The organism is Pseudomonas sp. Z3-6, assembly GCF_051131985.1.
GTDB lineage: Bacteria > Pseudomonadota > Gammaproteobacteria > Pseudomonadales > Pseudomonadaceae > Aquipseudomonas > Aquipseudomonas zanjanensis.
In genome coordinates, this window is the sequence record NZ_CP071644.1 from 3,088,603 (window position 1) to 3,106,846 (window position 18,244).

10 protein-coding genes and 1 pseudogene are annotated in these 18,244 nt (G+C 61.6%); 8 read left to right on the plus strand and 3 right to left on the minus strand.

What is annotated here, in order from left to right:
• The first annotated feature begins 3 nt into the window (after positions 1–3).
• The 8 genes and pseudogenes from J3P88_RS14070 (at position 4) to J3P88_RS14105 (ending at position 10,366) form a co-directional block, all read left to right on the plus strand.
• Positions 4–894 (plus strand): NAD(+) kinase, encoded by an 891-nt coding sequence (locus tag J3P88_RS14070; RefSeq protein ID WP_003180647.1) that lies wholly within the window; start codon positions 4–6, stop codon positions 892–894.
• On the plus strand, positions 891–1,865 hold the full coding sequence (locus J3P88_RS14075; protein WP_434576454.1) for a metallophosphoesterase: 975 nt from the start codon (positions 891–893) through the stop codon (positions 1,863–1,865). Before J3P88_RS14070 ends, J3P88_RS14075 begins: the two co-directional genes overlap by 4 nt.
• On the plus strand, positions 1,862–2,734 hold the full coding sequence (locus tag J3P88_RS14080; protein WP_186704873.1) for a rhomboid family intramembrane serine protease: 873 nt from the start codon (positions 1,862–1,864) through the stop codon (positions 2,732–2,734). The genes J3P88_RS14075 and J3P88_RS14080 overlap by 4 nt, the downstream gene beginning before the upstream one ends.
• 45 nt (positions 2,735–2,779) lie before the next feature.
• On the plus strand, positions 2,780–3,040 hold the full coding sequence (locus J3P88_RS14085; RefSeq protein ID WP_030142618.1) for a YeaC family protein: 261 nt from the start codon (positions 2,780–2,782) through the stop codon (positions 3,038–3,040).
• Positions 3,037–3,867 (plus strand): DUF2797 domain-containing protein, encoded by an 831-nt coding sequence (locus tag J3P88_RS14090; RefSeq protein ID WP_186704875.1) that lies wholly within the window; start codon positions 3,037–3,039, stop codon positions 3,865–3,867. Before J3P88_RS14085 ends, J3P88_RS14090 begins: the two co-directional genes overlap by 4 nt.
• Positions 3,868–3,880: 13 nt before the next feature.
• On the plus strand, positions 3,881–6,538 hold the full coding sequence (gene pepN, locus J3P88_RS14095; RefSeq protein WP_434575971.1) for an aminopeptidase N: 2,658 nt from the start codon (positions 3,881–3,883) through the stop codon (positions 6,536–6,538).
• A gap of 358 nt (positions 6,539–6,896) precedes the next feature.
• A complete protein-coding gene (locus J3P88_RS14100) occupies positions 6,897–7,949 on the plus strand; it encodes a WD40/YVTN/BNR-like repeat-containing protein (RefSeq protein ID WP_434575973.1) in 1,053 nt (350 codons plus the stop codon).
• Between the two features lie 43 nt (positions 7,950–7,992).
• Positions 7,993–10,366 (plus strand): annotated as a pseudogene (locus J3P88_RS14105) (efflux RND transporter permease subunit).
• Positions 10,367–10,663: 297 nt separating this feature from the next.
• Here the strand turns inward: J3P88_RS14105 and J3P88_RS14110 are convergent.
• The 3 genes from J3P88_RS14110 to J3P88_RS14120 form a co-directional block, all read right to left on the minus strand.
• Positions 10,664–15,337, minus strand: a complete 4,674-nt coding sequence (locus J3P88_RS14110; protein ID WP_434575975.1) for a dermonecrotic toxin domain-containing protein — start codon at positions 15,335–15,337, stop codon at positions 10,664–10,666.
• 113 nt (positions 15,338–15,450) lie between these two features.
• The gene (locus J3P88_RS14115) at positions 15,451–16,176 is read right to left on the minus strand and encodes a FadR/GntR family transcriptional regulator (RefSeq protein WP_434575977.1); all 726 of its coding nucleotides are present in this window, start codon (positions 16,174–16,176) and stop codon (positions 15,451–15,453) included.
• A 254-nt stretch (positions 16,177–16,430) separates the two neighbouring features.
• A complete protein-coding gene (locus tag J3P88_RS14120) occupies positions 16,431–18,167 on the minus strand; it encodes an IlvD/Edd family dehydratase (protein ID WP_434575979.1) in 1,737 nt (578 codons plus the stop codon).
• Between the last annotated feature and the right edge of the window lie 77 nt (positions 18,168–18,244).

The window sequence follows — 18,244 nt, forward strand, 5'->3', positions numbered from 1 at the left end:
CTCATGGAGCAATTTCGTAATATCGGCATCATCGGTCGCCTGGGCAGTTCGCAGGTGTTGGACACCGTTCGCCGGCTCAAGCGTTTCCTCCTGGAGCGGCACCTGCACGTGATCCTCGAAGATACCATCGCCGAAGTGCTGCCGGGCCATGGCCTGCAGACCTCGTCGCGCAAGATGCTCGGCGAGGTGTGTGACATGGTGATCGTGGTGGGCGGCGACGGCAGCCTGCTGGGCGCCGCCCGGGCCCTGGCGCGACACAATATCCCGGTGCTGGGGATCAACCGCGGCAGCCTGGGGTTCCTCACCGATATCCGCCCTGACGAGCTGGAGATCAAGGTCGCCGAGGTGCTTGACGGCCACTACCTGGTGGAAAACCGCTTCCTGCTGCAAGCCGAAGTCCGTCGTCACGCCGAGGCCATCGGCCAGGGCGACGCCCTCAACGACGTGGTGCTGCACCCCGGCAAGTCCACTCGGATGATCGAATTCGAGCTGTACATCGACGGCCAGTTCGTCTGCAGCCAGAAGGCCGACGGCCTGATCGTCGCCACCCCCACCGGTTCCACCGCCTATGCGCTGTCGGCCGGCGGACCGATCATGCACCCCAAGCTCGACGCTATTGTGATTGTGCCCATGTACCCCCATACCTTGTCTGGGCGACCCATCGTGGTCGATGGCAACAGTGAGCTGAAAATCGTCGTGTCCAAGGATATGCAGATCTACCCACAAGTGTCCTGTGACGGCCAGAACCATTTCACCTGCGCGCCGGGTGACACCATCACCGTCAGCAAAAAAGCGCAGAAGCTGCGCCTGATCCATCCGCTGGATCACAATTACTACGAAGTCTGCCGGACCAAGCTCGGCTGGGGCAGTCGGTTGGGGGGTGGAGGCGACTGATGCTCGATCCTGCGCGCAGTTACGATTTGATCGGTGACGTGCACGGATGCGCCCTGACCCTGGAACACCTGCTGGACCGACTCGGTTACCAGAAGCAGGGCGGGGTCTGGCGGCATCCGTCGCGCATGGCCGTGTTCCTGGGGGATATCATCGACCGTGGCCCGCGGATTCGCGAGGCGCTGCACATCGTCCATGACATGGTCGTGGCCGGCCAGGCGCTGTGCATCATGGGCAACCACGAGTTCAACGCCCTGGGCTGGAGCACACCGGCATTGCCGGGCAGCGGCCAGCGCTACGTGCGCGAACACACCCCGCGCCATGCCCGCCTGCTCAACGAGACCCTGACCCAGTTCGAGCAGCATCCCGGCGACTGGCATGACTTTCTCAAATGGTTCTATGAGCTACCGTTGTTTGTCGACGCCGGTCGTTTCCGGGTCGTGCATGCCTGTTGGGATGCGGGCCTGATCGAACCGCTGCGGGGTTTGTTCCCGGACGGTTGTATCGACGAGCATTTTCTCCAGGCCTCGGCCGAGTCGGGCAGTTTCGCCTGCACGGTGTTCGATCGCTTGCTGCGCGGCACTGACATGCGCCTGCCCCACGGCCTGACACTGACCGGTGGCGATGGCCTGACCCGTTCGTTTTTCCGTACCAAGTTCTGGGAAGACAACCCGCAGACCTACGGCGACATCGTGTTCCAGCCCGACGCCTTGCCGGAGCCGGTCGCCCGCACGCCGCTGTCGCCGGACGAAAAAAACAACCTGCTGCGTTATGGCGTCGATGAGCCGCTGCTGTTCGTCGGCCACTATTGGCGCAGCGGCAAACCCGCGCCAATCCGCCCGAACCTGGCCTGCCTGGACTACAGTGCGGTGCTCTACGGCAAGCTGGTCGCTTATCGCCTCGACCAGGAAACCCGCCTGGATCCGCACAAGTTCGTCTGGGTCGATGTCGAACGGCCGGAGGTGGTGCAATGAGTGCTGTCGCGGTTTTGCGTCTGCCCCTGGCAGTGGACCTGAGCGGCTTCGTCAAGCTGCTGCAACGCATGCAGGTGCCCCATCGCGTCAGCGAAGAGGCGGGCGAGCAGGTGCTCTGGGTGCCGGACGAGATCAGTGAGGACGTGCGTTCGTTGTACGCGCGTTTTCCTGCTGGCGATCCCGATCAGCAACTGGAACTGCCGGACACCGCCAGCACGTCCCGGCGCGCGGGGTTCGTCCAGCAACTGGTTCGCAGCCCAGTGACGGCCGTGGTGCTGTTGCTGAGCCTGATCGTCAGCGCGGTCACCCTGCTGGGAGACAATCTAGAGACCCTGCGCTGGCTGACCTTCCTCGAGTTCCGCGTCGTTGGCGACTATATCCAGTTCACGCCATTGGCCGACAGCCTGGCGGCGGGGCAGTGGTGGCGCCTGGTGACGCCGATGCTGATCCACTTCGGTTTCCTGCACATCGCCATGAACGGCATGTGGTATTGGGAGCTGGGGCGGCGGATCGAAGCGCGCCAGGGTGGTATCAACTTATTAGGGCTGACATTGCTGTTCAGCCTTGTCTCCAATTTCGCCCAGTACTTTTTCAGCGGTGCGACTCTGTTCGGCGGATTGTCCGGGGTGTTGTACGGCCTGCTGGGCCATTGCTGGATCTACCAACTGCTCGCACCGAACCCGGCCTATCACTTGCCCCGCGGGGTGCTGGTGATGATGCTGGTGTGGTTGCTGCTGTGCCTGTCCGGGCTGGTTTCGCTGATCGGTTTTGGTGAGATCGCCAACGCGGCTCACGTCGGCGGGCTGCTCGTCGGCTGCTTCACTGGGTTATTGGGCGGGCTGTTCGCTCGCCGTAAAATGGCCCTTTGACCGGCGCCTGTGTCTTTTGAGAATGCGCGATTGCGCGGAGAACCCATGTCTTCCTTCAACGAAATGATCCAGAACATCACCCCCGACATCTACCGCAGCCTGAAGCTTGCCGTGGAAATCGGTAAATGGGCCGATGGCAACAAGCTCACCGCCGAGCAGCGCGAACTGTCCTTGCAGGCGATGATCGCCTGGGAAATCCAGAACCTGCCCGAAGAAGAGCGCACCGGCTACATGGGGCCGCAGGAGTGCCAGTCGAAAGCCACCGAAGTGCCGAATATCCTGTTCAAGTCGGACGCCATCCATTGATCGAGATTGGCCGCGGTGCAATCAGCAAGATGTCGGCGCGCCTTGACGGGCCGACTGTTCAATACGCCTTTCGCCTGGGCGAGGTCGAGGTGCCGGTCAATCCATTGATCGGCAGCACGATCCGCCTGGAATACCTCGGTGCGATCCACTGCACCCATTGCGGGCGCCGGACCAAGACCAGCTTCAGCCAGGGTTATTGCTACCCGTGCATGACCAAGCTGGCCCAGTGCGACCTGTGCATCATGAGCCCCGAGCGTTGCCATTTCGACGCCGGCACGTGCCGTGATCCGGCCTGGGGCGAGCAGTTCTGCATGACCGATCATGTGGTCTACCTGGCCAACTCCTCGGGCGTGAAAGTCGGCATCACCCGTGCCACCCAGTTGCCGACCCGCTGGCTCGACCAGGGCGCGAGCCAGGCGCTGCCGATCCTGCGCGTCGCCACCCGCCAGCAGTCGGGCTTCGTCGAAGACCTGTTTCGCAGCCAGGTAGCGGACAAGACCAACTGGCGCGCCTTGCTCAAGGGCGACGCGGCGGCGGTGGATTTGCCGGCGATCCGCGACGCGCTGTTCGACAGCTGCGCCCAGGGATTGCAGGGCTTGCAGGAACGATTCGGCCTGCAAGCGATCCAGACCATAGCGGACGTCGAACCCATCGAGATCCGTTATCCGGTGGAGCAATACCCGACCAAGATCGTCAGCTTCAACCTGGACAAGAACCCGATCGCCGAGGGCACGCTGCTGGGGATCAAGGGCCAGTACCTGATTTTCGACACCGGCGTGATCAACATTCGTAAATACACGGCCTACCAGCTCGCCGTGCATCAGTAGAAGGATTCGACCCATGCGCACCGAACAACCGAAGATGATTTACCTCAAGGATTATCAGGCCCCCGAGTACCTGATCGACGAAACACACCTGACCTTCGAGTTGTTCGAGGACCACAGCCTGGTCCATGCGCAACTGGTGATGCGCCGCAACCCCGAGCGCGGCGCCGGGCTGCCGCCGCTGGTGCTCGATGGCCAGCACCTGGAACTGGTCTCGCTCAAGCTCGACGATGCCGACCTGGGGCAGGGCGACTATCAGGTGGACGACAGTCACCTGACGTTGCAGCCCAAGGCCCAGGCCTTTACGCTCGACACCACCGTGCGGATCCACCCGGAAACCAACACCGCCCTGGAAGGCCTGTACAAGTCCGGCAGCATGTTCTGCACCCAGTGCGAGGCCGAAGGGTTCCGCAAGATCACTTATTACCTCGACCGCCCGGACGTGATGAGCAAGTTCACCACCACCGTGGTGGCCGAGCAGCACAGCTATCCGGTGCTGCTGTCCAACGGCAACCCGATTGCCAGCGGCCCCGGCGAAGACGGCCGGCACTGGGCGACCTGGGAAGACCCGTTCAAGAAACCGGCCTACCTGTTTGCCCTGGTGGCCGGTGACTTGTGGTGCGTCGAAGACACTTTCACCACCCTGAGCGAGCGCACCGTGGCGCTACGCATCTATGTCGAGCCGGAAAACATCGACAAGTGCCAGCACGCCATGACCAGCCTGAAGAAGTCGATGCGCTGGGACGAAGAGGTGTACGGGCGCGAGTACGACCTGGACATCTTCATGATCGTCGCGGTCAACGATTTCAACATGGGCGCCATGGAGAACAAGGGCCTCAACATCTTCAACTCCAGCGCCGTGCTGGCCCGCGCCGAAACCGCCACCGATGCCGCGCACCAACGGGTCGAAGCGATCGTTGCCCACGAGTATTTCCACAACTGGTCGGGCAACCGCGTGACCTGCCGCGACTGGTTCCAACTGTCGCTCAAGGAAGGCTTCACGGTGTTCCGCGACGCCGGGTTCTCGGCGGACATGAACTCGGCCACCGTCAAGCGTATCCAGGACGTGGCCTACCTGCGCACCCATCAGTTTGCCGAAGACGCCGGCCCGATGGCCCACCCGGTTCGCCCGGACAGCTTCATCGAGATCTCCAACTTCTACACCTTGACCGTGTACGAAAAGGGCTCGGAAGTGGTTGGCATGATCCACACGTTGCTGGGGCCTGAGGGCTTTCGCAAGGGCAGCGACCTGTACTTCGAGCGCCACGACGGCCAGGCCGTGACCTGTGACGATTTCATCAAGGCCATGGAAGATGCCAATGGCGTCGACCTGACCCAGTTCAAGCGCTGGTACAGCCAGGCCGGCACACCACGCCTGGCGGTGAGCGAGTCCTACGACGCCGCCGCCAAGACCTACAGCCTGACCTTCCGCCAGAGCTGTCCGCCGACCCCGGACAAGATGGAAAAACTGCCGTTCGTGATTCCCGTGGAGCTTGGCCTGCTGGACAGCCAGGGCGCCGAGATCCCGTTGCGCCTGGCCGGTGAAGCGGCGGCAAACGGTACGTCCCGGGTCATCTCGGTGACCGAGGCCGAGCAGACCTTCACCTTCGTCGATATCCCTGAACAACCGCTGCCTTCGTTGCTGCGTGGGTTCTCGGCGCCGGTGAAACTGAGCTTCCCGTACAACCGCGACCAGTTGATGTTCCTGATGCAACACGACAGCGACGGCTTCAACCGGTGGGATGCCGGCCAGCAGTTGTCGGTGCAGGTGTTGCAGGAACTGATCGCCCAGCATCAGCAGGGCGCCAGCCTGACGCTGGATCCGCGCCTGGTCAGTGCGCTGCGCAGCGTACTGTCGGACGAATCCCTGGACCAGGCCATGGTCGCGGAAATGCTCTCGCTGCCAAGCGAAGCCTACCTGACGGAAATCAGCGAAGTGGCCGACGTCGAGGCGATCCACGTCGCCCGTGAGTTCGCCCGCCAGCAGTTGGCCGAGAACCTGTTTGAAGGCCTGTGGCTGCGTTATGAAGCCAATCGCGACCTGTCGAAACGCACGCCATACATGGCCGAGGCCGAGCATTTCGCCCGCCGCGCGCTGCAAAATATTGCGTTGTCGTATCTGATGCTGACCGACAAGCCGGAAGTGCTGAGTGCGACCTTGGAACAATTCGACACCGCCGACAACATGACCGAGCGCCTGACTGCGCTGGCGGTGCTGGTCAACTCGCCATTCGAGACCGAGAAGGCCAAGGCACTGGAAGTGTTCGCGGAAAACTTCAAGGGCAATCCGTTGGTCATGGACCAGTGGTTCAGCGTCCAGGCCGGCAGCCCATTGCCGGGTGGGCTGGCGCGGGTCAAGGCGCTCATGGAGCACCCGGCGTTCAACATCAAGAACCCGAACAAGGTGCGGGCCCTGATCGGTGCGTTTGCCGGGCAGAACCTGATCAACTTCCACGCCGCTGACGGCTCGGGTTATCGCTTCCTGGCGGACCTGGTCATCCAGCTCAATGGCTTCAACCCGCAGATCGCCTCGCGACAACTGGCCCCGCTGACCCGCTGGCGCAAATACGACAGCGCCCGCCAGGCGCTAATGAAAGCCGAGCTGGAACGCATCCTCGCGTCCGGCGGGCTTTCCGCCGATGTGTTCGAGGTGGTGAGCAAGAGCTTGGCATAAACAGGCTTGGCGCTGCCTTTTGTGGCGAGGGAGCTTGCTCCCGCTGGCCTGCGAAGCAGGCCCGATCTTGATTCATTTCGCCAGAGAAGGCGTGCGAACCAAGATCAGGGAGTCCTTCGGCCTCCAGCGGGAGCAAGCTCCCTCGCCACATCCATCACCCTCACGAATGTCTTCTGATTCACCCTTGATCGATATCCCCCCGGTTAACAAAAGATAACGCGGCGTCGATTGTCAGACCTTTCGAAAGCCCGATAGGATAACGCCAGCTTCCGAAGTGGCTCTAGATTGCAGGTTTCAGGACTATGCTCCAAGACCGGCAACGTACCAAGCCATAACAATAATAATGGGGGAAAGGTCTATGAATGAGCCTGTCATGGCTGTGGGCCGCTGCCGGCCGCCGCTGCTGCGCAGAGTCGCGCTGCTGGCTTCGGCGCTGTCGCTGCTGGGCTCTGCGCTGTTGTCGGCGCCGGTGATGGCCGTTGCGGCGTCGACGTCCGATGTCATCTATTCCGTCGAATCGGCCAAGGCCAGCAAAACCCTGATGCTTGATGTGGCCCATGCCGGGCAGCGCCTGGTGGCGGTCGGTGATCGGGGGCACATTGTCTATTCCGATGACCAGGGCACTTCCTGGACTCAGGCCAAGGTGCCGACCCGCCAACTGCTCACCGCAGTCTTTTTCGTTGACGACAAGCACGGCTGGGCGGTGGGGCACGACGCGCAGATCCTCGCCAGTGTTGACGGCGGCAGCACCTGGACCAAGCAATTCGAAGACCTCACCCGTGAAGCGCCGCTGTTGGATGTCTGGTTCAAGGACGCCGGCAATGGTTTTGCCGTGGGTGCGTATGGCGCGTTGTACGAGACCACCGACGGCGGCAAGCACTGGGAAGACGCCAGCGACCGCCTCGAAAACGAAGACCAGTTCCACCTCAATGCGATCGCGGCCGTGAAAGACGCCGGGCTGTTCATTGTCGGCGAGGCCGGCAGCATGTTCCGCTCCGCCGACTGGGGCCAGACCTGGGAAAAGGTCGAAGGCCCGTACGAAGGCTCGCTGTTCGGTGTCATCGGTACCGCCCAACCTTCGACGCTGCTGGCCTACGGTTTGCGCGGCAACCTGTACCGTTCCACCGATTTTGGCGGCACCTGGGAGCAAGTCGAGCTCAAGGCCGCCCGTGGAACGCTGGAGTTCGGCCTGTCCGGCGCCACGTTGCTGGCGGACGGTTCCATCGTGATTGTCGGCAACGGCGGCAGCGTGGTGCGCAGCACCGATGATGGCGAGACCTTCAGCGTGTTCAACCGCCCGGACCGAATCTCCGTGGCGGCCGTCACGGCGGCAGGCAATGGCAACCTGATCCTGGCAGGGCAAGGCGGCGTGCGCGCCACCACGTCCACCGGCGCCGAACTGAGCAAATGAGTCAGGCCTGCGAGACGGGCATAAAAACAAGAAGGCGGACCCCATGAGCAGTCATCACCAAGACAAGGCAACGTTTCTCGAGCGCCTGATTTTCAACAACCGCCCGGCAGTAATCGTCATTTGCCTGCTGGTCAGCGTTTTCCTGTTCTGGCAGGCCACGCTGATCCGTCCCTCCACCAGTTTCGAAAAAATGATTCCCCTCGAGCATCCTTTTATCGAGAAGATGCTTGAGCACCGCAACGACCTGGCGAACCTGGGCAACACGGTGCGTATTTCCGTGGAAGCCACTAACGGCGATATTTTCTCCAAGGACTACATGGAGACCCTGCGCCAGATCCATGACGAGGTGTTCTACATCTCCGGTGTCGATCGTTCCGGGCTCAAGTCGTTGTGGAGCCCCAGCGTGCGTTGGACCGAAGTGACGGAGGAGGGCTTCGCCGGCGGCGAGGTGATCCCCCAGAGCTATAACGGCTCGGCCGACAGCCTCGACCTGTTGCGCAACAACGTGCTCAAGTCCGGCCAGGTCGGGCCTGGTGGCCAACGACTTCAAGTCGAGCATCATCGATATCCCATTGCTGGAGTCCTATCCCGACCCGCAGGACCAGGGCAAGTTGCTCGCCCTCGACTACCGCAAGTTCTCCCATGAGCTTGAAGAAAAGATTCGAAACAAGTTCGAAGCCCAGAACCCGAATGTGCAGATCCATATCGTCGGCTTCGCCAAGAAAGTCGGCGACTTGATCGACGGCCTGGTCATGGTGGTGCTGTTCTTCGGCGTGGCCTTCGTCATCACCTTGGTCCTGCTGTACTGGTTTACCAACTGCATGCGCAGCACCGTTGCGGTGCTGAGCACCACCCTGGTGGCGGTAGTCTGGCAGTTGGGGCTGATGCATGCGGCCGGCTTTGGCCTTGACCCGTACTCGATGCTGGTGCCGTTCCTGATCTTCGCTATCGGCATTTCCCATGGCGTGCAGAAGATCAACGGCATCGCCTTGCAGTCCAGCGAGGCGGACAATGCCCTGACGGCGGCGCGGCGTACCTTCCGCCAGTTGTTCCTGCCGGGGATGATCGCGATCCTGGCGGATGCCGTGGGCTTCATCACCTTGCTGATCATCGACATCGGCGTGATCCGTGAGCTGGCCATCGGCGCCTCCATCGGCGTGGCGGTGATCGTGTTCACCAACCTGATCCTGCTGCCGGTGGCGATCTCTTACGTCGGCATCAGTAAGCGGGCGGTCGAGCGCAGCAAGAAAGACGCGACCCGTGAACACCCGTTCTGGCGCCTGCTGTCGAGTTTCGCCAGCGCCAAGGTTGCGCCGGTGTCCATTGCCCTGGCGGTGATCGCCTTTGGCGGTGGCCTCTGGTACAGCCAGAACCTGAAGATCGGCGACCTGGACCAGGGCGCGCCGGAACTGCGTCCGGATTCGCGCTACAACCAGGACAACAATTTCATCATCAGCAACTATTCCACCAGTTCCGATGTGCTGGTGGTGATGGTCAAGACCAAGGCCGAAGGCTGCTCGCGCTATGAGGCCATGGCACCGATCGACGAGCTGATGTGGAAGATGCAGAACACCGAGGGGGTGCAGTCGGCGATTTCCCTGGTGACCGTGTCCAAGCAAATGATCAAGGGCATGAACGAGGGCAACCTGAAATGGGAAACCCTGTCGCGCAACCCTGACGTGCTGAACAACTCCATCGCCCGGGCCGATGGCCTGTACAACAACAGTTGCTCCCTGGCGCCGGTGCTGGTGTTCCTCAACGATCACAAGGCCGAGACCCTGGACCGCGCGGTGAAGGCGGTGCAGGATTTTGCCAAGGACAACAACCGCGAGGGCCTGGAGTTCATCCTGGCTGCCGGTAACGCCGGCATCGAGGCGGCCACCAACGAGGTGATCAAGGAATCGGAACTGACCATCCTGATCCTGGTGTACATCTGCGTGGCAACCATGTGCATGATCACCTTCCGTTCCTGGGCGGCGACGCTGTGCATCGTGTTGCCGCTGGTGCTGACCTCGGTGCTGGGCAACGCATTGATGGCGTTCATGGGCATTGGCGTGAAGGTCGCGACCTTGCCAGTGGTGGCCCTGGGCGTGGGCATAGGCGTGGACTACGGCATCTACATCTACAGCCGCCTGGAAAGTTTCCTGCGGGCCGGCTTGCCGTTGCAGGAGGCTTACTACCAGACGCTGAAATCCACCGGTAAAGCCGTGTTGTTCACCGGCCTGTGCCTGGCGATTGGCGTGTGCACCTGGATCTTCTCGGCGATCAAGTTCCAGGCCGACATGGGGCTGATGTTGACGTTCATGTTGCTGTGGAACATGTTCGGCGCGCTGTGGCTGCTGCCGGCACTGGCGCGGTTCCTGATCAAGCCCGAGAAGCTGGCGGGGCAGAAGGGCAATTCATTGTTTGCCCATTGATGGATGGGCAGGACCTGCCCGGCACAGCCCTGGTGGCGACCCCATGTGGGAGCGAGGTTGCTCGCGATAGCGGTGTGACAGTCAATGAAGGTGTTGAATGTCCGTCCGCCATCGCGAGCAAGCTCGCTCCCACAGGCTTTTTGTCGCTCAGGTACTGATCATTCCTGCCTAAACACACCCTCTGTGGCGAGGGAGCTTGCTCCCGCTGGACTGCGAAGCAGGCCCCTCGGGCGGTCGCTGCGCAACCGAGCGGGAGCAAGCTCCCTCGCCACGATCACACCCGCTTGAAGTGAACCATCAGGGCGCCAACGGCAGAAACTTGTCGCGGGCCAAGGATTTGCCAATCTGCCCGCGATGCACGTTCACCACCGCATAGGGGCTGTCCGCCTTGGCGAGCAGCGAATGATAGTGCTCCCGACGCTGCTCCTTGGTCTTGAGATGGGCGACGCTGTAATCGGCTTTCAGTGTCCCGGCGGTTTCGTAGTGAAAGTGCGCGTACCAGAGGGGGAAGCCGTTACGGTCGTTGATCGCGTATTCCTGCAGGAAGTCCTTGCGAGTTCCTTTCAAGGCTTTGCGTTCGCCCAGTCGCGCAACTTGTATCAGGTTCTTTTCGAACAGGTAGCGAAGGTTGCCATCGGTGGGAGGCAGTTGCAGGCTCAGCTCGGTGCGCAGGGCGCTGCCCTTGGCCTTCAGGTGGGTGATGGCATCTGCCAGCTGTTTGACCAGCGCCTGTTCAGCGGCAGTCGCCGGTGTTTTCGACAACATCAGGGCGCGATCCAACTCCTCTGCCAGTTTTGCGAATCTACTCGCCTCGTTGTTCATGATCTCCTCGATTTCCTGAGGATGACGGCAACGTTTTTTGTAGCCTTCAGCCCGGCGCAAGCGTTCATCCAATTCATCGAGCAGTTTTTGGGCGTCAGCCTTGATTGCCTTGACCTGTCGAGTGCTTGGGGAGGGCGCTGGGCGGCGTACTTCGATGACATCCCAGACATCGTCATGACGCGAATAGGACGCCAGCACGGTGTCCTCGACCTGGGAGCGCAGCTCGACGACGTCGATCGGCATGCTCTCGTCGGCTGGTTTCAGATCACCGATCAGCACACCGTTTTTGCGGGTATTGATCACTTTTTTTCGAAGGCGCCCGGTAGCCGTTCCGGTGTGCTGGGGCGGTCGCTTGCGTGGGTTGGGCTCAGGCTTGACGGCGGCGGCCAGTTGGCGGGAAGCGTCCTGGTAGAGACTGTCGAGCACCTTCAGCAGCCGGTCGAAATGAAATTCGTCAATGTCGTCCGCGTAAAGCGTCTTTATGCCGTGCAAGGCGTCCAACGTCTTGCCGTATTGTTCGCTCAGGCTTTCCAGGACCTCGAACTGTTCCGACGGGGAGAGTTCATACAGGTCCAGGTCGGCGTGCGAGCGTACCTGTACGGCCACGGAACCAAGGATGCGCCGCAGGCTATCGGGCAAATCGCCGTTGGGGTTTTTGATCGCCAGCATAGGCAGTGTCGACAATTGCATGGCTTTTGATGCTAACGAATTCCTCTCATCCAACGGTCGGTCGCGGGTGAGGCGTTCGTATGCGCGAGCGCCTGCGGAATCCAGATTCAGTAGTTTTTCCAGGTATTCGTCTTTGAGGTCCAGCCAGTGAATCGAACGATCAAGGAGCTCACTCGAGCTATCGAGGAACTTCAGATAACCAGGCAAATTCGCGACCACAAGCTCTGTGGCAGTCTCATTCGAGAATTGACGATTAGCAATGATCAAGGCTCGATGCTCGGCGTCAACGATCAGGAAGGCCTTGCGGGCGTTGTTGATCACATTCTCCATTAGCCCGCGGATGCTTGGGGTGGGTAGGTCGATGCCCAACCGGGCGCGTTCCGGCGCGCTGTCCAGCAGTTTGAGGTAACCGTCAGTCTGCGCGTTGAGCAGGTCGTAAAACACCTTGCGTCTTGGCGCGCGCTGCTCCTCGGTATACGTGCTGTCTTGCTCGAGCCGGACCATGACCTGTTGGGCTACGTCCAGGGCCTTTTGCCGTTCGGCCTCCTGGGCCATGTGCGTCTTCAGTTCATTAACCAATTCGATTGTTCTTTCTACGTTGAGGCGCCGCTGTTCGGCCATTCGTCTGGGAGGCATTCCGCCGCGCAAGCGCAAACCCAAATCCAGCGACCAATGGCCCTGATTGTCCGATTGCAGCTGTGGTCCCCCTCCTGACGGGGCCCGGGGATCGACGATCGTTACACTGCCGTCCGATTCCGTGCTGACGCTATACAGGTTGCGGTCCACCAGGGCGTGCCATTTGTTGTCGATGACGTACAAGCCGGTAAACGGGCCATTTTCAATCGGTTCGGGCAGTGATGCGGGGCGTGGTACCTGCATGCGTCGCAACTGGGCCGACTGCTCCGGTGTCAGTCGATGACGGGCGCTGGCAAAGCTGAGGTCGAGCGTGCGGCTGGCGGCCACGGATTGTTCGCCGGGCAAGGCAATGGGGCCTTCCTGAATGTTCGGCAGTTCCGGCGCGGGCCATTGCTCGGCAAGGAGGCGCGGCGCGGGGGCACGCATTGCCTGGTCCCTGACTCGTACGGGCACGGCGGGGCGAGAGGGCACTGCGGCCGAGGGAAGCTGAGCCACGAGCATCACCAGGTTGACCAACAGGTCGACAGCGGCGAGTTCACGGGTCGCCGAGTCTTCACTGAGCAGCGCCGGGATGTCTTGGCTGGCGCTGGCCATCAGGCTCCATAGCCAGGCACTGGCCATGGCTGGGCCACGCAGTAACGGAAACAACAGGGTGTTGAACAGCAGGCTGCCGCCCTTGAGGTACACGGCCCAGCGGCTTTCGCTGTTGGACACTGCGGATCGGTCGGCCTGGGTCACCAGGGCCCGGGCATTGCAGCCGTAGAGGTACTGCATCAACTCGCCTTTATGCAGGTATTGCAGCAACTCATCATTGGCGCCGTCCATAGCCAGTGTCGCCGGAGCGGGTTTTTCAGGAGCACTGAATTCGTCGCCCTGGAAAAAACGCACGATGTGCGGTTCCAGGAAGCCACCATTGGCATAGACCGGGCGAGCGTCGTCGGACAGCCAGGTCAAGATGCTGTCCTGCAAATCCCCACCGCTGACGACAGCCTGCAACAGTGCTTCTCGGGTAGTGAACTCCGTCAACGCGGGCGCATACAAGGGGCGATACAAAAGGTGCGGCCCCGTGTTGATGTCTTGTGCTTCGACGATGAACATGTTGGTCACAAGGTCGGGGCGAGCCTGGGGCTTGCGCAGGAAAGCCAGGTGCCGAATGACCACGGGGCGGCCGTCCACCTGCCGACCCTCGGCGTCGGGCTGCAGCAGCGCCTCGATCAGTCGCAGCCCTTGGCGGGTCATGCCATTTTTTTGGTTGAGCATGTCCAGCAGCGCCTCAAGGGGCAACTGCGCCGGGATCTGCTCGGCAAACATACGTTGATATTCCTGCGCCTGGAGCGAATCGCCCAACAACTCCTGTTGCAGGTAGCGAGGGTATGTGGTGCCGATATCGACTTGCTCGATCAGCCCGTCCTTGCGAGTAATGAAGTCCAGCGTCAGCCATACAGGCAACGCCAGGCCCTGGCGATGGCTGAGCTGCACATGTCCACTGGGGCGTGCGACGAGATTGTCGATGGCCAGCCGAGTGAGGCTCATCGTTCGTTTCTCGCTGATGCCGGCCGTTCCGGGGAACCCTGCAGAGACGGTAAAAGTCAGTTCCACATCGTCGGGTTGGAAGTAGCTGGGGGGTGTCTTGGCCGGGCTGCTGTCGTTGGCCTTGTGCATCTGGGTGAGTAAAGCGTCTGTCGTGAATGCCTTGATGTCACTCAGATGGGTTCGGCCCTGATCGCGCTTCTTGACGCTGGCCAGCGCCAGACTGTAGCGCTGGAACCGGGTCTGGTCGACGAGGGAGGCCTTTTTCAACCAGTCGGGGAGCAGTGGCTTGAGTCGTGTCGAGGTTTCAGGCGTGAGGCGCGGTGCGCCGTCCAGATAACGGGCCGGGCCACTCAGCTCGTCATAGAGTGCGTCGAGGCTTTGCAGGCCAATACGCGAGGGCAATTGCACCGCCTTCAAGTCGGCCAGCTGCTGCTCCAGGATACTGGCGGCTTGGGTGTCGAACACATTGCCGCTGATTTCGTAGCGCCGGCAGGTGAGGGTATCGACCACGTAGCGGCTGGCGATCTGTTCACGCCAATGGTGATGGAAGGCTTCCATGGAAGCGAAGGACTGCACGGGGCTGCCAGGGTTGCAAAGCAGGATGATGAGCCCGTTAGGGGTGTAATGAAGCAAGAGGATATCGTTGCTCGGCAGGATCGTGCTGCTGGCGCCTTGGGTGAGCGTGCTTTCCAGGCTGTAGGCGTAGACGGGAGAGGTATTGCGGCTGAAACGTGCGGCACGGTCGGGCCAGCGGGCGATTTGATCCAGGGTTTCACGGGCCGGCTCAGTGAGGCCTGGCTGTTGCAGCGCGCGGATCTGCAACAGGTTATGGAGGGTGTCGCTGAGCCATTGCCAACGGCTGGCGGGCGTGGCGTGGGTGCTGATATCGGCGTTCCAATAACGGGTCAATGCGTCTTCCAGCACGATCGGTATACGCCAGGGCAACTCTAGCAATAGCTTTTCGAGGACCTTCATGTCCGGTTTCTGAGTGCCTGACCACAGACGCTGTGGAGGGACGTCGGAAAGATAACAGTCAAGGTTGCCCCGTGGACTGAGATCCAAGGGCGTACCGAAGGCCAGGTAATCGAGCACCAGCGGCATGAAGGGCTGAAAACTCCAGCTGCGGGCAGTTGCATCCGGTACGGCGAGGCGTGTCTTGGAGAGGTCGATAATCAGCGACGGGTACTGGGCCTTGATGGCCTGCTCAAGTGTTCGCTGCGCGATCTGCGCGAACGTTGGACGATCGGCGAATTGCCGACTGACATTTTGTGCAAGCGCAGAGAGACTGTCGACTGGGGTGGGTGAGGTCATGAGAAATCCTTTTCCTGAACGCGTGGCCGTCGGAATGACGACCAGCGTCGAGTGTCAGGATTTCCGTCTTCTGTGGGCGGTATATAGATACCACCCGTTGAGCGAGGATGGTGTCAGGCCTGAACGGGATCGTTGCCCAGCACTACATTCAACGCGCTGCGGGCATCGTCCAGTTGCACCAGCGTGGCATGGCGGGCGCCGAGGGCGTCGCGGTTCTCGATGGCAGTGAGGATCGCCTTGTGCCGTGGCATCGCCAGTTCATGCAGGTTGGGCCGCTGGTTGGAATGCTTGAGGGCTTCGGCGATGGCCACCGACAACATGTTGCAGAGGTTGGCGAGCAGGTCGTTGTGGGTGGCTTCGGCGATGCGGCTGTGGAAGTCCAGGTCCGGTTGCAGCAGGGCTTCAGGTGTCGGGGCCGCCTCCATGCGCTGGTAGGCTTCGTTGATGGCAGCGATGTCCTCGTCGGTGGCGAACTGGGCGGCGAGGGCGGCGGCGGCCGGTTCGATGATGCTGCGCACGCTGGTCAGCAGGCTGAAGAATTCGTTCTGCGGACTGCTCTGCATCAACCAGTGCAGGACGTCCGGATCGAGCATGTGCCATTCACGGCGGGCCTTGACCACCGTCCCCACCCGCGGACGCGAATACACCAGGCCCTTGGCGACCAGCACTCGCGTGGCTTCGCGCAGCACCGGGCGGCTGACCGCATACTCTTCGCACAACAAGGCTTCGGCGGGCAGTTTATCGTCCGGTTTGAAACGCCCGGAGACGATCTGCATGCCCAGTTCCTGGACGATGCGCGCGTGCATGCTTTTGCGGTCGGAGGGTTTGCGGTAATCCATGGGGCGCTGCGCGATCCTGTGGGAGGGGAGTGTTGCGCATGATAGCAGGCGCGGCGATGGCGGGTCGCTAATGCGATTTTTGATTTGGATACAGACCCATTGTGGGAGTGAGCTTTTTGTGGGAGCTGAGCTTGCTCGCGATGAGGCACTTCCAGTCAACATCTCTGCTGTCTGTTACACCGCTATCGCGAGCAAGCTCTGCTCCCACAAAAGCTCAGCTCCCACAAAGCTTGCTCCCATAAGGGAGATTTGGGTCAGTGAGAGTGACGCGGCACCTCGGCGCCGCGACAGCCCACCAGGAAGTCGAAGTCGCAGCCCTGGTCCGCTTGCAGCACATGGTCGATGTACAGCTGGCGGTAGCCACCCACCAACAGCTGCTGCGGTGGCGCAAGGTCGGCCAGGCGCGCGGCGAGTTCCGCGTCGGGGATGTCCAGGTGCAGGCGGCCGCTGGCGCAGTCGAGCTCGATCCAGTCGCCTTCTTTTACCGCTGCCAACGGTCCGCCGGCGGCGGCTTCCGGCGCCACGTGCAGCACTACGGTGCCGTAGGCGGTGCCGCTCATGCGTGCGTCGGAAATCCGCACCATGTCCGTCACACCCTGGGCCAGCAGCTTGGCCGGCAAGCCCATGTTGCCCACCTCGGCCATGCCCGGATAACCCTTCGGCCCACAGTTTTTCATCACCAGGATCGAGTTGGCGTCCACGTCGAGCTCGGGGTCGTTGATCCGTGCCTTGTACTCGTCGAAGTTTTCGAACACCACGGCACGGCCGCGATGCTGCATCAGCTCAGGCGTGGCGGCGGAAGGCTTGAGCACCGCGCCCAATGGCGCCAGGTTACCCCGCAGTACGCAGATACCACCGTCGGCGCGGATCGGGTTGTCCAGGGTGCGGATGACTTCATCCTGGCCGTAGATCGGCGCGTCCTTGGTGTTGTCGCCGAGGCTCTTGCCGTTGACGGTCAAGGCGTTCGGATGGGGAATCAGGTTCGCTTCGCCAAGGCGCCGCAGCACGGCGGGCAGGCCGCCGGCGTAGTAGAACTCTTCCATCAGGAAGCGCCCGGACGGTTGCAGGTCGACAATGGTCGGCATGCCACGGCCGATGCGGGTCCAGTCGTCCAGGTCCAGTTGCACGCCGATGCGTCCGGCAATGGCCTTGAGGTGGATCACCGCGTTGGTCGAGCCGCCAATGGCCGCGTTGACGCGGATCGCGTTTTCGAAGGCTTCCTTGGTCAGGATCTTCGACAGTTTCAGGTCTTCACGGACCATTTCCACCGCACGCATGCCGGACATATGGGCCAATACATAACGACGGGCGTCCACGGCCGGAATCGCGGCGTTGTGGGGCAGGGAAGTGCCGAGGGCTTCGGCCATGCACGCCATGGTCGAGGCCGTGCCCATGGTGTTGCAGGTACCGGCCGAGCGGGACATGCCGCCCTCGGCCGCGAGGAAATCATCGATGGTGATGGTGCCGGCCTTGACCTGCTCGCTCAATTGCCAGACCACGGTGCCGGAGCCGATGTCCTGGCCTTTGTGCTTGCCGTTGAGCATCGGCCCGCCGGTCACGACGATGGCCGGTACATCACAGCTGGCGGCGCCCATCAGCAGCGCCGGGGTGGTCTTGTCGCAACCGGTGAGCAGCACCACGCCGTCGATGGGGTTGCCGCGAATCGCCTCTTCCACGTCCATGCTCGCCAGGTTGCGGGTCAACATGGCGGTGGGCCGCAGGTTCGATTCGCCGTTGGAGAACACCGGGAATTCCACGGGGAAGCCCCCGGCCTCGATCACGCCGCGCTTGACGTGCTCGGCGATCTGCCGGAAGTGCGCGTTGCATGGCGTCAGCTCCGACCAGGTGTTGCAGATACCGATGATCGGCTTGCCGTGGAACTGATGGTCGGCGATGCCCTGATTTTTCATCCAGCTGCGGTACATGAAGCCGTTTTTGTCGGCGGTGCCAAACCATTGGGCCGAGCGCAGGGAGGGTTTCTTATCAGACATGATCGATTCTCTTATTGTATGACTATATTGTTCTAGCTGAAGCGTAACATAAGCGCAATTTGTGCGGTTTGGAAGTG

Coding starts and splice junctions, on each gene's coding strand:
- J3P88_RS14070 (WP_003180647.1), top strand. CDS start 4: ATGGAGCAATTTCGTAATATCGGCATCATCGGTCGCCTGGGCAGTTCG.
- J3P88_RS14080 (WP_186704873.1), top strand. CDS start 1,862: ATGAGTGCTGTCGCGGTTTTGCGTCTGCCCCTGGCAGTGGACCTGAGC.
- J3P88_RS14085 (WP_030142618.1), top strand. CDS start 2,780: ATGTCTTCCTTCAACGAAATGATCCAGAACATCACCCCCGACATCTAC.
- pepN (WP_434575971.1), top strand. CDS start 3,881: ATGCGCACCGAACAACCGAAGATGATTTACCTCAAGGATTATCAGGCC.
- J3P88_RS14100 (WP_434575973.1), top strand. CDS start 6,897: ATGAATGAGCCTGTCATGGCTGTGGGCCGCTGCCGGCCGCCGCTGCTG.
- J3P88_RS14110 (WP_434575975.1), bottom strand. CDS start 15,337: ATGACCTCACCCACCCCAGTCGACAGTCTCTCTGCGCTTGCACAAAAT.
- J3P88_RS14115 (WP_434575977.1), bottom strand. CDS start 16,176: ATGGATTACCGCAAACCCTCCGACCGCAAAAGCATGCACGCGCGCATC.
- J3P88_RS14120 (WP_434575979.1), bottom strand. CDS start 18,167: ATGTCTGATAAGAAACCCTCCCTGCGCTCGGCCCAATGGTTTGGCACC.